Below are 16,221 nucleotides of genomic sequence, written 5' to 3'. Positions count from 1 at the left end.
CCCCCCTTCGCCCCCTATCCCCCCTTCGCCCCCCTTTGAAAGGGGGGTTGGGGGGATGGTTGGGGGGGATGTGTCTCTGAGCGTGAAGATTACTCGTCCGGAGAAGTGCGATCGCGCCCTTTCCGTTCCAACCGTTTCCCCTTACGACAGACCAAATCGTGACAGCAATACTGACAGGCGCGGTAGTCTACATCCGGTTCGACGGGATACGCCCCCTGTTTGAGATCGCCAACCACGCGCTGGGCGAACTCAGACAGCGCCGCCTCATCGACGGAATTGGCGCGGCCGATAACTTTCCCCTTGGTTAACGAATAATAATAGGCTTCCGCCAGGGGACGCCCGCCGCCGAGTTGCGGGGCGGCGACATCTACGTACAGGGGAAGTTGTACGTCCAGGGCGGCTTTTCCGCGACGGTCTTTCGCCCGCGTCGGACGACTGGAACGGTTTTTATATTCCACTAAGCGCACTCCTTCGGGGGAGAGGTCGATGCGATCGATAATCCCTTTGACGCGCAATCCGTACCCAACTCCCTCAAACTCCTGTTCGGTGGCTAACACCTCTGTTCCGTCCGGTAAAAACGATTCCTGCGAAATCGTCTGGCGCAACCGTTCGAGATGTTCGTGACGTCGCGCCTTCCAGGCCGCCAAAACGGGTAAGTTCGAGTCCCGTTCGGCTTCGGTAAAGGCCGCTTCTAAGGCGTCTAACATTCCCTGACGCAAATCCGGCGAGTTTTTGGCTTTCTGATAAACCAAATCCAGGGTTTTGTGATACAACCGCCCCCGCAACAGCCCCGACAGTTCCGTTTCCGCTTCCGCCAGTTCCGCCAGGTGGAGTAACTGGGTGGCGAACCATTTGAAGCCACACTGACCTAACATCGTCAGTTGAGAGGCGCTGAACACCCGTTTTCGGTAATCGAGGGGAATGTCGGTGACGCCATCGAAGCGATCGAACGGGGTCGATCGCTCTCGATTCCACTCTACCGCCCAAGTATGGCTGGCGTGGGTCAACACGCGATCCAACACGCGATCGCTTCCGAGGAAATTGACCACGCGGGGATCGGACTGACGCAGGCGGTATTTTCGCGCTTCTTCCCAACTGGCGGCGGTTTTCACCTCCGGTTCCGACGCCGCTGAGGGGGGAATCTCGAACTGAGACAGAAACGGACTCGGTAAGGTGGGTTCGGTTCCCCGTTGCTGCGGGTAAGACATTTCGAGGCGCGTCGTCGCCACCTGTAACAACAACGCAAAGGACACCGCCTCGCGACGGGCGATTTGCGCTGCGGTTTCGAGGGGGAATCCCTGGCGGTTTAACTGCTGGCGCGTTAAAAAGTCGAGTTTGGCGTCGTCGCGAACTGGGGCGGGATAGATTCCTTCGGCGACACCCAGGAGAAAGACGTAAGGAACTTTTGCGCCGACGAGAGACAGGGGGGATTGTAAGGCGACGCCGCCCCGTCCCGGTTGGGCGGAAACTTGTAGGAGAGTTAGGCTATCGGTGACATCTCGGGCGAATCGATCGAACGTGAGGCGATCGCGTTCGGGTTGTCCTAAACTCAGCAGCCCTTCTTGAAAGGTATACAACGCCGCCAGTTCGCCGGGCCACAGGCTGCACTGTCCTTGTAAGTTCCAGGTATCGAGAATGGCTTGGAGTCTGTGAACCCAGGTTTTGCGCGTGGCGGATTTCCAACTTCCCAATTTGTCTAAATCCGCCCCGAAATTATCCCAGGCGCGGCGGGTGTCGGGACGTTGTAGGCGAACTTGATTCCAGTTTAGGGAGGGTTGGTGAGGGGTGAGGGGATGGCGTAACAGGTTGGCGGTGGGGTTGAAGGCGAAGTGCGATCGCATCGCGTCTAACAACAGCCGCATCCACGCCCCGAACCGGGTTTTTTCCAGGGGAATCGGGTAGCGGGGACGAATGGGAAGGTCGTATTCCCAGGCGATATCGAGAACGATGTCGCTGTAGGTGGCTTCGTCGCGGGTGACGAGAACGATGTCGCTTTCGCGAATTCCCTGGTTAAGTAGGGATTTGATTTCGGTGAGGACGTGGCGAACTTCGGTATCCAGGTTGGGATAGACGGTATACCTGGCGGGGGAACGGTGGGTTTTTGTTTGGCTGCGGCGAACGGTCCAACCCCGTTGTTTGAGGGTTTCGGCGGCGTCGCGGCGATCGCGAAACCCGTCGTCTTCGGTACAGGGAAGATGTAAGAGGCTACCCTCGGCGGCGATCGCATCGAGAAAGGTGAGGGCGTCTCGTCCGAAATCGCCGTTACCGTAAACGAGAAGGGGTTGGGGGTCGCCGGGGAGTTTGGCGGCGTGCCAGAATAATTCTGCTGCATCGATGGTGTGGCTTTCGTGCAGGCGATCGCGATATTCTCGGGTAAAGCGGACGAGAGATTGGAGTTTTTTGGAAAGTCGAGGTTTTGAACTCTTTTCTAAAATCTCTTCTGAAATCTCTTCTGAACTCTCTTCTGAAAGGTTTTCTGAGAGATGTTCTGAGATATCTTCTGAAATCTCTTCGGTGGCGAGAAGGGCGTCGAGGTCGATTCCCGATCGCAACAAAGTGGAGACGGCGTTGTGAGAGGTGCGAAGGGTTCCTTCGAGATCGTCGGTTTCGAGAATTTCGCGGGCGACGTTGAAACGGGTGCGATAGGCGAACAACGGCGGTGCGACGCGCCAACCGCAAGATTGGCAAATTTGACGGGCGAGACTGTCGAGGGTGCGATGGGGAACGCCCAAGGCTTGCGCGGCGTCTGGGTTGGCGGTAATGGGTACGAGTCGATCGATCTCGGGGGTTCGATCGAGTTCGAGGGAAAGTTCGACAGTTCTCATGTTTGCAGTCGCGACAGTTTTTTCTCGAAGTTAACTCCAATTAAAGCAAATTTTTTCAACCTGTTAATTTTGAGAGTTTCCACAAACTTAAAATCGATAAGTTTCACCGTAGGTTAGGTGGAACGGAGTGGAACCCAACAGCACAAAGGTAGCGTATGTTCCGGCGTCACCTGAATTCACCCGAACGCACCGTTTCACCACAGATTGGAGGGAGAGGAGAAACGGTTGTTAAATGTTCGCAATTCCTCGATCGATCGCAGTACCATCGAAGAAGCAGTCAGGAAACGCCAGTCATGGTACGAAACGACGCAACCGCCAACACTGTGGCGCTGCTGTGCTTTAGCGGTGCGTTGGTTCTCCTGGCGTTGGAAGGGGCGAAACTCTTTCCCAACCGCTTTGTAAAAGCTTCTCCAGAACCGTCGAAACCTCCCCTGTTAACGGCGAAAGTCAGCGTTGTCACTGTCTCGACGCCGCAAACTCCACCCTCGCCACCCACCCCTTCGCCCCCCTTTCAAAGGGGGGTTGGGGGGATGACACCGAATTTAGCGACGATCGATCGCTCTTCCCGTTTGGTTGTCGATCTCAGCGATCGAACGGTCTCTTTCTATCGCGGAAACCAACGGATCGATCGCTATCCCATCGCCGTGGGAAAACCCGGTTGGGAAACGCCGACGGGAACCTTCGAGGTGACGGACAAAATCCCCAATCCCACTTGGGAACATCCGATAACGGGGGCGATCGTTCCCCCTGGGGCGAACAATCCGCTGGGGGAACGCTGGATAGGGTTTTGGACGGACGGAGTCCATGAAATCGGCTTTCACGGAACTCCTGATGAGTCGGTGATGGGAGAAGCGGTGTCGCATGGCTGCGTGCGGATGCGAAACGCCGATATTCGTCAGTTGTTCGATCGCATCGAACCGGGAACCACTGTCGTTGTCGAACCCTAAAATCGACTAAAACTTACGAGTGAGTTGCAACGCGCGATCGCTCGGTAACTGTTCGATCGCCGCTGTTAAATCGATCCACGATCGCAGTTGATTTCGTTGGAAAGTACGACTCATCACCACGTAAATCGAAGTCTGATCGCAGCCGATTCCCGCCGATTTAACGTCGTTCCAAGATTTCGCCGTCACCTCGTCCGTCACTAACCAATGGGATTTTTCCCAACTGAAACGGCGCGTAAAATAAAACGGCGCTTCACTTTTACCCGTAATCAACATCTTTTGCAGCAGTTTGCGAATTAAATTCGGGAAAAACCGCCCCACCGTCAACATGACGATTCGCAACACCATCAACTTCAACGGCGTCATTTGCTGCTGTTTCGACCATCCCAACTGTCCGCGAATTTCGACTTCGTGGGGTTGCACTTGCACTTGATAGCGATCGACCAAATGACCGACAGCGTTTTTCAGTTTGTTTCCCGATTTCACCTGTAGCGACAGTTGGGTATCGGAGGCGACGAGTTGTCCGTCGCGGAATATCTTAAACACGCCCCCTTTATTGAGGGCCACGTAAAGCTCGATCGTCGCTTCAGCGGGGTTTTTCGGGTCGGGAAGTGGCGCTGCGTCGGTGGCGTCGCCGTCTTCAGAGACCGAGGGAAACGTGGTGCGGCGATCGATGAGAATTTGCGCTTCTTTGAGCCAAATATGACCGACGCGGCGAGGGGGAAGCGGCGGACGTTCGCTGACGAAATCCCGCCACGCTAACAAATAGTTCCAGGTGTGGTGTCCGACGATGTGATCGTCGGCGTAGCAAGGTCCGAGTCCGTTGGCTAACCCATGCAGGAAGCGATCGTTAATCTGCAACGCCGAGGACATCCATTGTCCCGCAATCTCGAAGCCGTGGGGGAAGAAATTATAGGTGTTGCGACTGGCGTACTCACCGCCGAAACTACCGTCTGGGTGGATAAAGTGTCCTGCTAGTTCGATCGCCTTATCGAGTGCGGCGCGAAGGCGATCGTCGGGATGGTTGCGAAGCTGCTCGAACCGCGCCAAACACCAAATCGTTAAGGTATGATAGCCCGGATCGCAGCCTTCGTATTCCTGAAACCAGCCTTCTTCGCTTTGCCACTCCAGAACCCGTTCTAACCGTCGGGATTTCGATCGCGCCCATTTCGAGGGCTGTCCGAGAACCTGTCCCGCCAGTTCCAAACAGAGGACGATGAGGGCTTGGTGGTTCGTCAGTCGTCCGCTTTCGTGGTGTTCGGCCAGCCAATCGGCGCGTTTTTCAAAAAATTTCAGAATTTCATAGTTGTCCAACCCCAGCATTTGGTAACTTTCCAAACAAGCCAGGAGGGAAAACGCCGCCGCACCCCCCGCACGCTCGAAGGGAAAGTAATCGTCGCAAGAGCCGTCTGGGTGGGCGCTTCGGGCAGCGTAGAGAATGCCCGCTTCCACCCACTCGCGCATGACCGCTTTTTCGTAAAAGGGGTTGTTGGGAATGGGGAGACAGTACGCCAACGCTAGGGGGTAGACGAACTCTTGAGACATCCCGCTGGGAAAGTCGATAATTTTGTAATGCCAGAAGTTGCGATCGAAACAGCCATAGGTGGGACTATGGGGGTTACGATCGAGCAGGGTGAGGATTTTGGGAATCTGCCCCAGGGCGTGCTGGGCGAATAACTCTCGCATAGTCGGACAACACGGGAAACAGCAGCGATCGCTGCTATCTTCGCACAAGTTCTCGAAAACCTATGCTTTATCTCATGCCTTATAATTTGGTTGAGTCGAGCCAAAATCGCCACCCCAAACGCTCGCGCGTGAGGAGACGTTGAGGATACGTTATGCCGGAAACCCCTAGCACTCACCCCACTGACAACCGCCTGCAACGGGACGATCGCCCGGTTGATGCTTATGCCGATCGGTTGATCGACGATGTGTTTCAGGATGTCGATCGCTTACTCGACAGTACGACACAGCTGCCCCAAGAACCGGCCGATCCCAAACCCCTGGAACTCAAACCGATTCAAATTCCGCCGATTGTGGTACAGCCGTTGGTGGCACCGGCGGCGGAAACGAAGCCGGAAGCCCAGTCGGTTCCGGTGACGGTGGACTCGGAAAGCGAGGAAAAGGCGAAAACGGACAAGTCCTTTTTGTGGTTCGATCGCCTGTTACTCGGCGGCGCGTTCGTCTCCCTGGTGGTGGTGTTGGCGTTGTGGCTGCTCGATCGCGGTTTGCTGAAAAATTGGTTCTCGACGGCGGAAACGGACGCGGAAACGGCACAACCCGCCCCAGTGATGGAAGATCCGCAAGTGGTCGCCAACGCAGAATTTTCAGATTATCTCGGACAGGCGCTCGATCGCATCGAAAACCGCACTCCAGAATTACCGGAATCGGAAACCGATGCCCTACCCGCCATTCCGCCGGACGTGGCGACGCTCTCGATTCCCGTCAACCCCACCTCTCCCAACACGGTGGCGCAGTCTCTCAGCCGCATCGCCAACGCTTTAGAGCGGGTTTCGACGACTCCCGTACCCTTACCGGAACTTCCCGGCGACCTCGAAAACGCCGACGATCCCACGCCGCCAACCGTCGATCCCGACGACGCAGTGGCAGTATCTCCCCCTCCGATTCCGGTGGAAGTCTCGCCAGAATTGCTTCCAGAACCCGCCCCCGAACCGGCTTCCGAACCCGCCCCGTCCTCTGTAACCCCCGAGGCGAAAGAACCGACAGAGACCGCCAGTCGCCCAGTTCCAACGGACGTTTACGCTTTAGTGGGGACTCTGGAACGAGGAGAGGGCGATCGACCAGCGGCGTTATTTGAAATCAACGGTTCGCCGCAATGGGTGGATTTGGGTGAACCCATCGCCAGCAGTGGGTGGACGTTGGTGGAAGTGACGGGCGATCGCGTGTCGTTGCGGCGTAACGGCGAAGTTCGATCGATCTACGTCGGCCAACAATTTTAAGGGGTGGTTTCGGGTCACTGTTGCTGTCACAAGGAATGCGATCGTGGGTTTATTTGAAGACTTCAGCAAATTTCTCGAAACGCGCTTGGAAGAATTTCTCCAAGCCAACCCTCATTTGGAACTCCAAGCCCTCGAAGAACAGCTTCGGGAACAGGAAGAGGATACGTTGCGCCTGATTGCGGATTTAAAAGCCAAACAAAAGCAACTCGAAGATAAAATCCTCGAAACCGCCCAAGACATCCAACGCTGGCACATCCGCATCGACAAAGCAGACCAAGCCGGACGCCAGGATTTAGCCGCCGCCGCCCGCGATCGAGAAGCGGTATTGTTACGACAAGGAAACCAGCTTTGGGGACAAATGCAAGGGGTAAAAGAACGCCTCGCCAAAGCCCAAGAGTTACAGAAACAAATTCAAACGCACCGCCAAGAAGTCCACGCCAAAGCTGCTGAAATTAACGCCCAACGCGCCCAAGCTGCGGCGAGTCAGTCGTGGAACATTCCCGGTTGGGACGAAACGGCAAATTATCGCTTTCAAAACAATCCCGCCGATCCCTTAGAACAGGTATTTCAGAAGTGGGAAACGGACGAAGAATTGGAACAGTTAAAGCGAAACATGGGCAAATAAGCCATTTTCGAGAAATTCACCTCAACAGAACCCCGGCATCTTCGAGATGCCGGGGTTCTAGCTTCCACCGAAAAAACACACAAAAACTATTGACAAAAAAATATATTATGATAGTAAGCTCGCTAATACTTTGTCCCTGGCGTTCTGCTGCGATCGGTTTTTCGGCGGCGAGGTCGGGAATTTCCCAAAATCCAGATCCCCGGCATCTTGAAGATGCCGGGGATCTAGCTTCCACCGAAAAAACACACAAAAACTATTGACAAAAAACAGATTTTGTGTTAATAGACTCGCTAAGGCATTGCATCCAACACCCCAACGAGAGCAAATCAACTCTTCTTCTTACGAGTCGAAGTCTTCTTCGTCGAAGTTTTCTTCTTCGTCTTACCCGTAGACTTGCGAGACTTCGTAGATTTCTTCGCCGCAATCAATTCCACCGCTCGTTCCAAGGTCAAATCCTCCACCGACTCCCCTTCCGGAATCGAAACGTTTTTCCGCTTGTACTTGATATAAGGACCGTAAGGACCATCATAAACATTGATAGGTTCCTTCTCCTCCGGGTGTTCCCCCAGTTCCCGTAACGGTTTCTTCGTACTCCCGCGACGGCCGCGTCCCCGCTTCGGTTCGGCCAGCATTTCCAAGGCGCGATCGAGCTGAATCGTCAGCACATCGTCCCCAGAACTGGCTTTAATCGATCGATAATCGTCTTTCCCGTCCTCACCCCCTTTCTTATGAACGATGTAAGGACCGAAACGACCCAATCCCGCCTGAATCGCATTCCCCGTTTCCGGGTGAACCCCCAACTTCCGAGGTAACGACAACAGCCCCACCGCCGTCTCGAGGGTCACGTCCTCCTTCTTCAACCCTTTCGGGAGCGAAGCGCGTTTGGGTTTCGGGTTGTCGTCAGTTTTGTCACCCAACTGCACGTAAGGACCGTAACTGCCAATGAGCAGATAAATCGGCTCTCCCGTTTCCGGGTGCATCCCCAATTTCTCAGGACCTTCGGTTTTCTGCTTCAGCAGGACTTCCACCTGTTCCGGGTCGAGGTCAGAGGGCGTGAGATTTTGCGGAATCGACGCCGTAACCGTGTCGCCGTTGTTCTCCGCTTCCAAATACGGACCGAACTTGCCGATACGGACTTTAACAGGTAGGTTTTCCAACTCGACGGTTTTCGCTTCCGCCGGGTCGATGCGGTCTTCCTGCTGGCGAACTTGCGTGTCTAAGCCGTTGTCGCCCAGGTAAAACTCTCGCAAATAGGGAATCCAATCCACTTCTCCGGTAGAGATATGGTCGAGGGTTTGCTCCATTTTGGCCGTGAAACGCAAATCCACCAGGTCGGGAAAGTATTTTTCCAGCAAGCTACACACCGCAAACGCCGTAAACGTAGGAATCAGGGCGTTACCGGTCATCTGGGCGTAGCCGCGATCGATAATCGTCCCGATGATGCTGGCGTAGGTACTCGGGCGCCCGATACCTTCGCTTTCGAGGGTTTTCACCAAGGACGCCTCAGTGTATCGCGCTGGGGGTTGGGTTTCGTGACCGATGGGGTCGATTTCCGTGCAAGTGGGAGAATCGCCCACCTCCAGATTGGGCAAGATAGCTTCGCGGTCTTCTAAGGCGGCGTTGGGGTCGTCGGAACCTTCCACGTAAGCCCGGAAGAAACCGGGGAAGTCGATGCGTTTTCCGTTGGCGCGGAATACAGCGTCCTCGACGTTGAGATCGATCGAAACGAAGGTTTGACGAGCTTCCGCCATCTGACAGGCCACCGTCCGCTTCCAAATCAAATCGTACAGCGCCAGTTCTCGGCCGCTCAATCCCGTTTCTTTGGGCGTGCGGAAGCGACTTCCCGCCGGACGAATCGCTTCGTGAGCTTCTTGAGCGCCCTTGCTTTGGGTGGCGTACTGGCGCGGTTTGGGGCTGAGATACTCTTTCCCGTACATCTGCTCGACGCACTGACGAGCGGCGGCGATCGCCTGCTCGGACAAATGCACCGAGTCCGTCCGCATATAAGTAATGTAGCCGTTTTCGTAGAGGCTTTGCGCGACACGCATCGTCTCGCGGGCGGACAGACGTAATTTGCGGTTGGCTTCCTGTTGCAGCGTGGAGGTGGTGAAGGGCGGGGCGGGTTTGCGTTTGGAAGACCGCTCGTCGAACTTCGCCACCGTCCAGTCTTTGTCTGTGAGGCGGTTTTTGAGATCGATCGCTTCTTCCTGATTCAGCAGCAGGACGTTACGACCTTGGGCGATTTTCCCGGTTTTCTCGTCGAAATCGCTTCCCGTCGCCACCTTCGTCCCGCCGACAGACATCAGCTTCGCCTCGAAAGGCGTATTGTCGTGGCTGAGACTGGCTTTGAGATCCCAGTAGGAACCCGTGCGGAAGGCGCGGCGTTCCCGTTCCCGCATCACCAATAAGCGCACCGCCACCGACTGCACGCGCCCAGCGGAGAGTTTGGGGGCGACTTTTTTCCAGAGGAGCGGCGAGAGGGTGTATCCGACGAGGCGATCGAGAATGCGGCGAGTTTCCTGAGCGTGGACGAGTTGCTCGTCGAGATCGCGACAGTTGTTGATGGCGCTGCGGATGGCGTCTTCCGTGATTTCGTGGAAGACCATGCGCTTGGTGGGCACCTTGGGTTTGAGGACTTGCAACAAGTGCCAGCTAATGCTTTCACCTTCGCGGTCTTCGTCAGTGGCGAGAACCAGTTCGTCAGCGGTTTTGAGGGCGTCTTTGAGGGATTTGACGACTTTCTTCTTATCCTTCGGAACCACGTAAATCGGCTCGAAGTCCGCTTCGACGTTGACTCCCAACTGTGCCCACTTCTCCTTTTTGACAGCAGCCGGAATTTCGCTCGCCGATTGTGGCAAATCGCGAACGTGACCCATCGAGGCTTCCACCTGGAAGTCAGCCGGGAGATATTGACGGATGGTGCGGGCTTTGGTGGGAGATTCGACGATGACCAGGGTTGACATGGAGTTTGTTACTTCGACCAGTGACAGCTAGGCGAGTGTGGATGGATAGAGATTGCCCGGTGGGACGTTCCCGTGGGTCTTTATTTTCAACCATATATCCGAACGTCGAGAATCGACAATCGGACGATCGAAAAAAATTTGAAGGATCGATCGCCCTCGGGAGGGAAACCGAACCGACCGAAACGGCGATACCGCCGCTGCGACCGCGATCGAACGTGAGGCGTCAGCCGGGGCGATCGATCCGATGAGTGATAAATCACTATAAACGCTTCGATTAGATTTTGTCGTCTCTAAGGTCGATCGAACTGGACGTATCGTTATGTATCATAAAATTGAGAATCCTTTACAAGAATGCTTAAGCAATTCTAAAATCGAACGTAAAATCTATTAAGATTAATGCTTTCGGGCTTTGAGAGCCGTTGACTGAAAAGGATTCAAAACATCGATACGTTCGGCATCTGGTCGAGCCGTTACCGCCTCCATTGCGAACGCGGCTTTTCGGTGCGATCGAACGAGAATCGTAGCCAAGATAGGAAAAGCAAGCATGACTACTAGCGACAAAACCCCGAAAACCAGAAGCAGCAGAAGCCGGAGTACGAAAAGTTCGTCTAGCTCCAAAGCTGAAGAAACCAAAACCACCACTGGGAGCCAATCGAAGGCAACCGACCCATCCGAGCAAACGGAAGAAAAAGAAGTGACGGCTCTGGCGGTTCCGGGGGAATCAGAAACGAAAAAATCCCTCGAAATCAAACCCGCCGAAGATTTACCGGGACACCGTCCTGTAACCGTCAGTCGCCGCAAAGTGGCCGAAACTTTCGCGGCTGTTGGCGGCGTGCGCCCCATTTTTAGCAGTGACATTCAATTTGCGGAGACGATTCAAGTGTCTGGAATTCGGCCAGTTGCAGCAAGCAGCCTTGCTATCAGCGAAACCTACAACGCGATGGGAAATCGCCCAGTTTCGGCTAGTGCGTTGAAAGTCAAAGATACCCTGCAAGCCTCTGGGGTTCGTCCGATTGCGGCGAGTACTTTGGCCATCAGTGAAACGATTACGATTATGGGCAATCGTCCGGTGGCACCGAACGCCACGGTTGAAATCGATACACTCATGGGCTATCTCGATTAATCGCCAACTCCTCTCTCTGTAGGTTAGGTGACAGCGCAAGCGAAACCCAACAGCCGAAAGTGTTAATTCACCCCAAATTGTAGGTTGGGTGGAGCGCAAGCGAAACCCAACAGCCGAAAGTGTTAATTCACCACAGAGACACAGAGAACACAGAGGGTTTTAAGACAGATACCCGGCATCTTGGAGATGCTGGGTATCTTGAATTATGGGGGGTGTTGAATTAAAAAATTGGCTATTATCGAATTGACGTTCTGTTGCTGAAAGGGGAACTAAGTTATGACTGTCGCGACTGAATCGAAACGCTACACCCCGGAAGAGTATTTAGAACGAGAAGCTAACGCTGAGGAACGCCACGAATATATTGATGGAGACATCACCGTTATGGCGGGTGGAACCCCAAATCACAACCGGATTTTACTGAATTTAGCCGGATATTTAAATTTTATGGTCAGAAAACAACCTTACGAGGTGTTTGTGGCCGAACAACGGCTTTGGATTCCCGACCGGCGGATTTATACTTATCCTGATGTGATGGTGGTTAGTGGTGAGATTCGGCTTCAAGAGGGACGAAACGATACGATTCTCAATCCTTTGGTAATTGCGGAAGTGTTGTCGCCTTCGACTCGTGGGTACGATAAAGGGGATAAGTTTTCGGTATATCGCAGGCTTGAAAGTTTTCGGGAGTATTTGTTAATCGAACAGGATTCGCCTCATGTGGAACATTATTTAAAAACGGATGTCGATCGATGGTTGTTTGCTGAATATCATGGTCTTGAGGCGAGTTTTAAATTGGGATCGATCGACCTCGAAATTCAGCTTGAGGATTTATACGAAAAAGTCGAGTTGAGCGAAATTTAGGGTTTTCATCAGATCCCCGGCATCTCCAAGATGCCGGGGATCTTGTCCGAAGGAGCTTATCCGAAGAGTTCTCTTTCAGTTAAGATTCGCCGTAATAGCTGCTGGTGACTTTACCGCGAAATACCACGTATTGATAGATGTTGTAGAACAACATAATCGGAATCAACACGCCGATAAAGACCAGCATGAATACGAGCGAAGTCGGGGTTGCTGCGGCGTCATAAATGGTGATATTGGTGGGAATTATAAAAGGAAAAACCACCAAAGCTAACCCAATAAAGGTTAGTAAAAAAATTAGAATTGTCCAAACAAAAGGCGCAATTTCTTTTTGTCGATCGAGACTTTTCCACAACTGCCAAACCAACAACACGCCGAGGACGGGAATTGCGGCAAAAATATAAATCCACGGAGCATCAAACAGGCGTTCTCGCGTGTAATCAAAGAAAATTGGCGTCGAAATCGTAATGGCGATCGCACCGATTAAGGTCGTCACCGCTGCAATTTTTGCCGTGCGATAGTGAGTTTTTTGCAACTCGCCTTCGGTTTTCAAAATCAAGTATGTCGAACCGATGAGAACGTAGCCTTGAATCAAGGTCAAGGCGACGAGCATGGATTGGGAACTCAACCAATCCCAAGTACTCCCGATAAAATGTCCGGCCTCGTCCACGTGAATTCCTTCGAGAACCGCACCTAACGAGAATCCTTGACCCAAGGCGGCGAGAAAACTTCCCAAACCAAAGGAAAAGTTCCAAAACACTTTATTTTCGGAATGTTCGCGAAACTCAAAGGCAACGGCGCGAAAAATAAAACCGAACACCATCGTCAAAATGGGAATGTAGAGGGCGTTCAGAATGGTACTGTACGCCAGGGGAAACGCGCCAAATAAGGCGCCACCCATCAACACCAACCAAGTTTCGTTGGCGTCCCAAACGTTGCTCAAACTGGTCATTAAAATCCCGCGCCGTTCTTCACTTGACGCCGTGAGAGATAAAATTCCCACGCCGAGATCGAAACCGTCGAGCATGACGTACAGAAAGAGGAACAAGGCGAGAATGGCAAACCAAACTTGCGCTAGAAAGTTGTCTAAAATCGTTAAATCCATCGCCTTCTATTGCGCCTCCATCGGACGGCTATCGGGTTTGTGAGTCGCCGGTTCGGTCAGTTCCTGTTCGGCTTGGCCGGGAAGGGGTCGATCGAGATCGGGACCTTTACGAATAATGCGACTTCCGAAGTACAAGGCGGTGACGAACAACAGAGAATAGATGACGGTAAACCCTGTCAACGAGACTAATACGTTTCCGGGTGGGAGTTTAGAGGCGGCGTCTACCGTGCGAATTTGTTCGTACAGCGTCCAAGGCTGTCGTCCCACGCAACGGACAATCCACCCGGATTCAACGGCTATGTATCCCAGCGGTGCGGCGAATATCCACGAAACCAGCAACCAACGCTGTTTCCCGATTTCCTCAGCCGAGAGTTTTCCGCGTATCCACTGAACGACGCTCAACAGCATCAGTCCGGCGAAGAAAAATCCGATCGCCACCATAATGCGGAAGGAGTAGTAAATTAACCCCACCATCCCGGGACGATCTTCGGGTTTCCATTCTTTGAGTCCCAACACGGGTTCGGAGAGTTGGGGTTTCAACTCGAGGATGTAGCCGAGTGCGTTGGGAATGGCGATTTCAAAGTCGTTGCGTTCGGCTTCGACGTTGGGAAGCGCGATCGCGCTCCAAGGTGCGGCGGTTCCAGCAGGAACGGTTTCCCACTGCGCTTCCATCGCCGCCAGTTTGGCCGGTTGTTCGCGATAGACTTGTTCGCCGCTGAGGTGTCCGACGTAGATTTGCAGGGGTGCGACGGCGATGGCGGCGGCGAGGACGATTTTGAGCGATCGCGCGAAAAATTGCGGGTGTCGTCCGTTAATGAGATACCAGGCGCTAATTCCCCCAATGACGAACAAGGAGGTTTCCAGCGTCGCGAGGAACATATGCGCCACGCTGTTCACCATAAACGGATTGAAAATCGCCTCGAAATAGTTGCTGACGACGAACTTTCCGTCTACCACTTCGCCGCCGGACGGGGTTTGCAGCCAGGAATTGGCGGTGATAATCCAGAAGGTGGACAGGTTCGCGCCGAAGGCCACCATAATCGTGGACAGGTAGTGAATGACGGGGGGGACGCGCTCCCAGCCAAACAACATGATGCCGAGAAATCCGGCTTCTAGCATGAACGCCATGGACGCCTCGAAGCCGAGAACGCTTCCGAAGAAGTCGCCGACTGCTTCGGAAAAGGGAGCCCAGTTCGTCCCGAACTGAAATTCCATCGGGACGCCGCTGGCGACGCCGATTCCGAAGTTGAGAACGTAGAGCTTGGCCCAAAACCGCGCGTGGTGGTAGTAGTCGGGGTTTCGGGTTCGCAGCCACATCCCCTCGACGATGACGAGGTAAATCGCCATTCCGGTGGTGAGGACAGGCCAGAGCATATGGAAGATGGCTGTCACCGCGAACTGAAGGCGGGACAGCACTACGGTATCTTGGAGAAACTCCATATATGTTGCGAGTGTTAAAGTGCGATCGAAGATAGAGAATCTGTCCTTCTTATATCGCAACTTTTTGTAAAGGTGGAACCTTTCTCGGGGGAATTTAAGATTTGTGTCGTTTCGATTAACGAAGTTCTAGAGATCGAGTCTGCGATACCGTTTAGGCTGGATCGGGTCAAATTAGATCGATCCAGCCTTTTTGATGGTTGGTTGCGATCGACTGTATCAAAAGCTACATTCAGAAGACCCCGGAACTCTCACCGGGAATTCCCTTATCCAATTACCCGAGAAATGGGAGGCTTTGGGAAATAAGATTGAGTCTAAACTGTCCGGCAACAGCGCCTCTGTCAACCCTAAGCGGTTTTCGCCTCTCGATAGGTTGGGAACGTGGTATAACCCTCTTCGTCAAAAGAATACCAAACCGACATATCCGCCGGAGGGTTCAATTCCCACCCGTTAGCGAACCGTTCCACTAAATCGGGATTGCTGATATAAGGTCGTCCGAAAGCAATTAAATCGGCATTTCCCTCGCGAATCGCTGCCTCGGCCTTATCCTGAGTATAGCCGCAATTTCCCATTAACGGACTGTCGAAAACTTCCCGAAACTCGGCCAGCGTCATCGGTTCTCCTAATTCGTGGAAGCCGAATTCTAAGCCGTCCATGACGTGGAGATACGCCAAACCGTATCGATTTAACTGTTTAGCAACATAGAGAAAGGTTTCGCGATAATCTGGCGATCCCATATCGTTAAAGCTGCCGTTGGGAGCAAGTCTCACGCCGACGCGGTTGGCAGGAAATACGGACGTTGTCGCTTCGACGATTTCCCGCAAAAAGCGAAAACGATTTTCCAAACTTCCCCCATAGCGATCGCTGCGATGGTTGGTTTTCGACTGTAAAAACTGGTCGATGAGATAGCCGTTGGCACTGTGAATTTCGATACCGTCGAACCCTGCCAGTTTCGCACGTTCGGCAGCTTTGCGGTAATCGTCCACCACCTGCGGCACTTCCTCGGTGTCTAAGGCGCGCGGAGTTTCGTAATCCTGTTTTCCCGTCGGCGTATGGATGTAATCGCCGTTGAGTCGAATGGCAGACGGCGCGACGGGAAGTCCGTCTTCGGGGTGAAAGCTGCTGTGGGAGGCGCGTCCGCAATGCCACAGTTGCAGAAACATCGGCGTTCCTCGGCGGTGAACCGCGTCCACGACTTGTTTCCAGGCTTCGGCTTGTTCCTCGCTGTAGATTCCCGGCGACTGTTGCCAACCGATGGCTTGCGTCGAGATGACGGTGGCTTCGCTGATAATCAATCCTGCTGAGGCCCGTTGTTGTTGACATACTCGCCGCCTTAAAAGAGCGGCGATTCTCCAGACCTCACGGTTTGGGATTCCTAGTTCGT

At 53.6% G+C, this 16,221-nt stretch carries 10 protein-coding genes and 1 pseudogene; 5 read left to right on the top strand and 6 right to left on the bottom strand.

Annotated elements, in window-relative coordinates:
- Nucleotides 1-89 precede the first annotated feature (89 nt).
- Nucleotides 90-2,825 (bottom strand): PD-(D/E)XK nuclease family protein, encoded by a 2,736-nt coding sequence (locus tag ACP5D4_RS06190; RefSeq protein WP_428010758.1) that lies wholly within the window; start codon nucleotides 2,823-2,825, stop codon nucleotides 90-92.
- Nucleotides 2,826-3,118: 293 nt separating this feature from the next.
- Between ACP5D4_RS06190 and ACP5D4_RS06185 the strand changes: the two genes are divergently transcribed.
- On the top strand, nucleotides 3,119-3,772 hold the full coding sequence (locus tag ACP5D4_RS06185) for a L,D-transpeptidase (protein ID WP_428010757.1): 654 nt from the start codon (nucleotides 3,119-3,121) through the stop codon (nucleotides 3,770-3,772).
- 6 nt (nucleotides 3,773-3,778) lie between these two features.
- On the opposite strand, the gene ACP5D4_RS06180 is transcribed toward ACP5D4_RS06185, so the two are convergent.
- Nucleotides 3,779-5,455, bottom strand: coding sequence for a hypothetical protein (locus tag ACP5D4_RS06180; protein ID WP_428010756.1), 1,677 nt, complete (start codon nucleotides 5,453-5,455; stop codon nucleotides 3,779-3,781).
- A 152-nt stretch (nucleotides 5,456-5,607) separates the two neighbouring features.
- On the opposite strand from ACP5D4_RS06180, the gene ACP5D4_RS06175 reads away from it, so the two are divergent.
- Together ACP5D4_RS06175 and ACP5D4_RS06170 are read left to right on the top strand one after the other, a co-directional pair.
- Entirely contained in the window at nucleotides 5,608-6,729 is a 1,122-nt protein-coding gene (locus tag ACP5D4_RS06175; RefSeq protein ID WP_428010755.1) for a type II secretion system protein N, read from the top strand.
- A gap of 43 nt (nucleotides 6,730-6,772) precedes the next feature.
- The gene (locus tag ACP5D4_RS06170; protein WP_428010754.1) at nucleotides 6,773-7,354 is read left to right on the top strand and encodes a TIGR04376 family protein; all 582 of its coding nucleotides are present in this window, start codon (nucleotides 6,773-6,775) and stop codon (nucleotides 7,352-7,354) included.
- Between the two features lie 326 nt (nucleotides 7,355-7,680).
- Here ACP5D4_RS06170 and topA read toward each other — a convergent pair whose 3' ends face one another.
- Nucleotides 7,681-10,317 carry a type I DNA topoisomerase gene (gene topA, locus ACP5D4_RS06165; RefSeq protein ID WP_428010753.1) on the bottom strand — a complete coding sequence of 879 codons (2,637 nt, stop codon included), beginning with the start codon at nucleotides 10,315-10,317 and terminating at the stop codon, nucleotides 7,681-7,683.
- A 544-nt stretch (nucleotides 10,318-10,861) separates the two neighbouring features.
- On the opposite strand from topA, the gene ACP5D4_RS06160 reads away from it, so the two are divergent.
- Together ACP5D4_RS06160 and ACP5D4_RS06155 are read left to right on the top strand one after the other, a co-directional pair.
- Complete coding sequence (locus ACP5D4_RS06160; protein ID WP_428010752.1) at nucleotides 10,862-11,440, top strand: hypothetical protein; 579 nt, start codon at nucleotides 10,862-10,864, stop codon at nucleotides 11,438-11,440.
- A gap of 276 nt (nucleotides 11,441-11,716) precedes the next feature.
- Nucleotides 11,717-12,298, top strand: a complete 582-nt coding sequence (locus tag ACP5D4_RS06155) for a Uma2 family endonuclease (RefSeq protein ID WP_428010751.1) — start codon at nucleotides 11,717-11,719, stop codon at nucleotides 12,296-12,298.
- 79 nt (nucleotides 12,299-12,377) lie between these two features.
- Here the strand turns inward: ACP5D4_RS06155 and cydB are convergent, their stop codons facing one another.
- The 3 genes and pseudogenes from cydB to ACP5D4_RS06140 all read right to left on the bottom strand — a co-directional run.
- The gene (gene cydB / locus ACP5D4_RS06150) at nucleotides 12,378-13,400 is read right to left on the bottom strand and encodes a cytochrome d ubiquinol oxidase subunit II (RefSeq protein WP_428010750.1); all 1,023 of its coding nucleotides are present in this window, start codon (nucleotides 13,398-13,400) and stop codon (nucleotides 12,378-12,380) included.
- Nucleotides 13,401-13,406: 6 nt separating this feature from the next.
- Nucleotides 13,407-14,840 carry a cytochrome ubiquinol oxidase subunit I gene (locus tag ACP5D4_RS06145; RefSeq protein ID WP_428010749.1) on the bottom strand — a complete coding sequence of 478 codons (1,434 nt, stop codon included), beginning with the start codon at nucleotides 14,838-14,840 and terminating at the stop codon, nucleotides 13,407-13,409.
- Between the two features lie 344 nt (nucleotides 14,841-15,184).
- Nucleotides 15,185-16,153 (bottom strand): annotated as a pseudogene (locus ACP5D4_RS06140) (alkene reductase); the annotation flags it as partial.
- Nucleotides 16,154-16,221 lie beyond the last annotated feature (68 nt).

The organism is Baaleninema sp., assembly GCF_049974805.1.
In the GTDB taxonomy this organism is placed as follows: Bacteria; Cyanobacteriota; Cyanobacteriia; order Cyanobacteriales; family Geitlerinemataceae; genus Baaleninema.
Note: the sequence above shows the minus strand (reverse complement) of the source record. Positions and strands in the feature narration are given on the sequence as shown.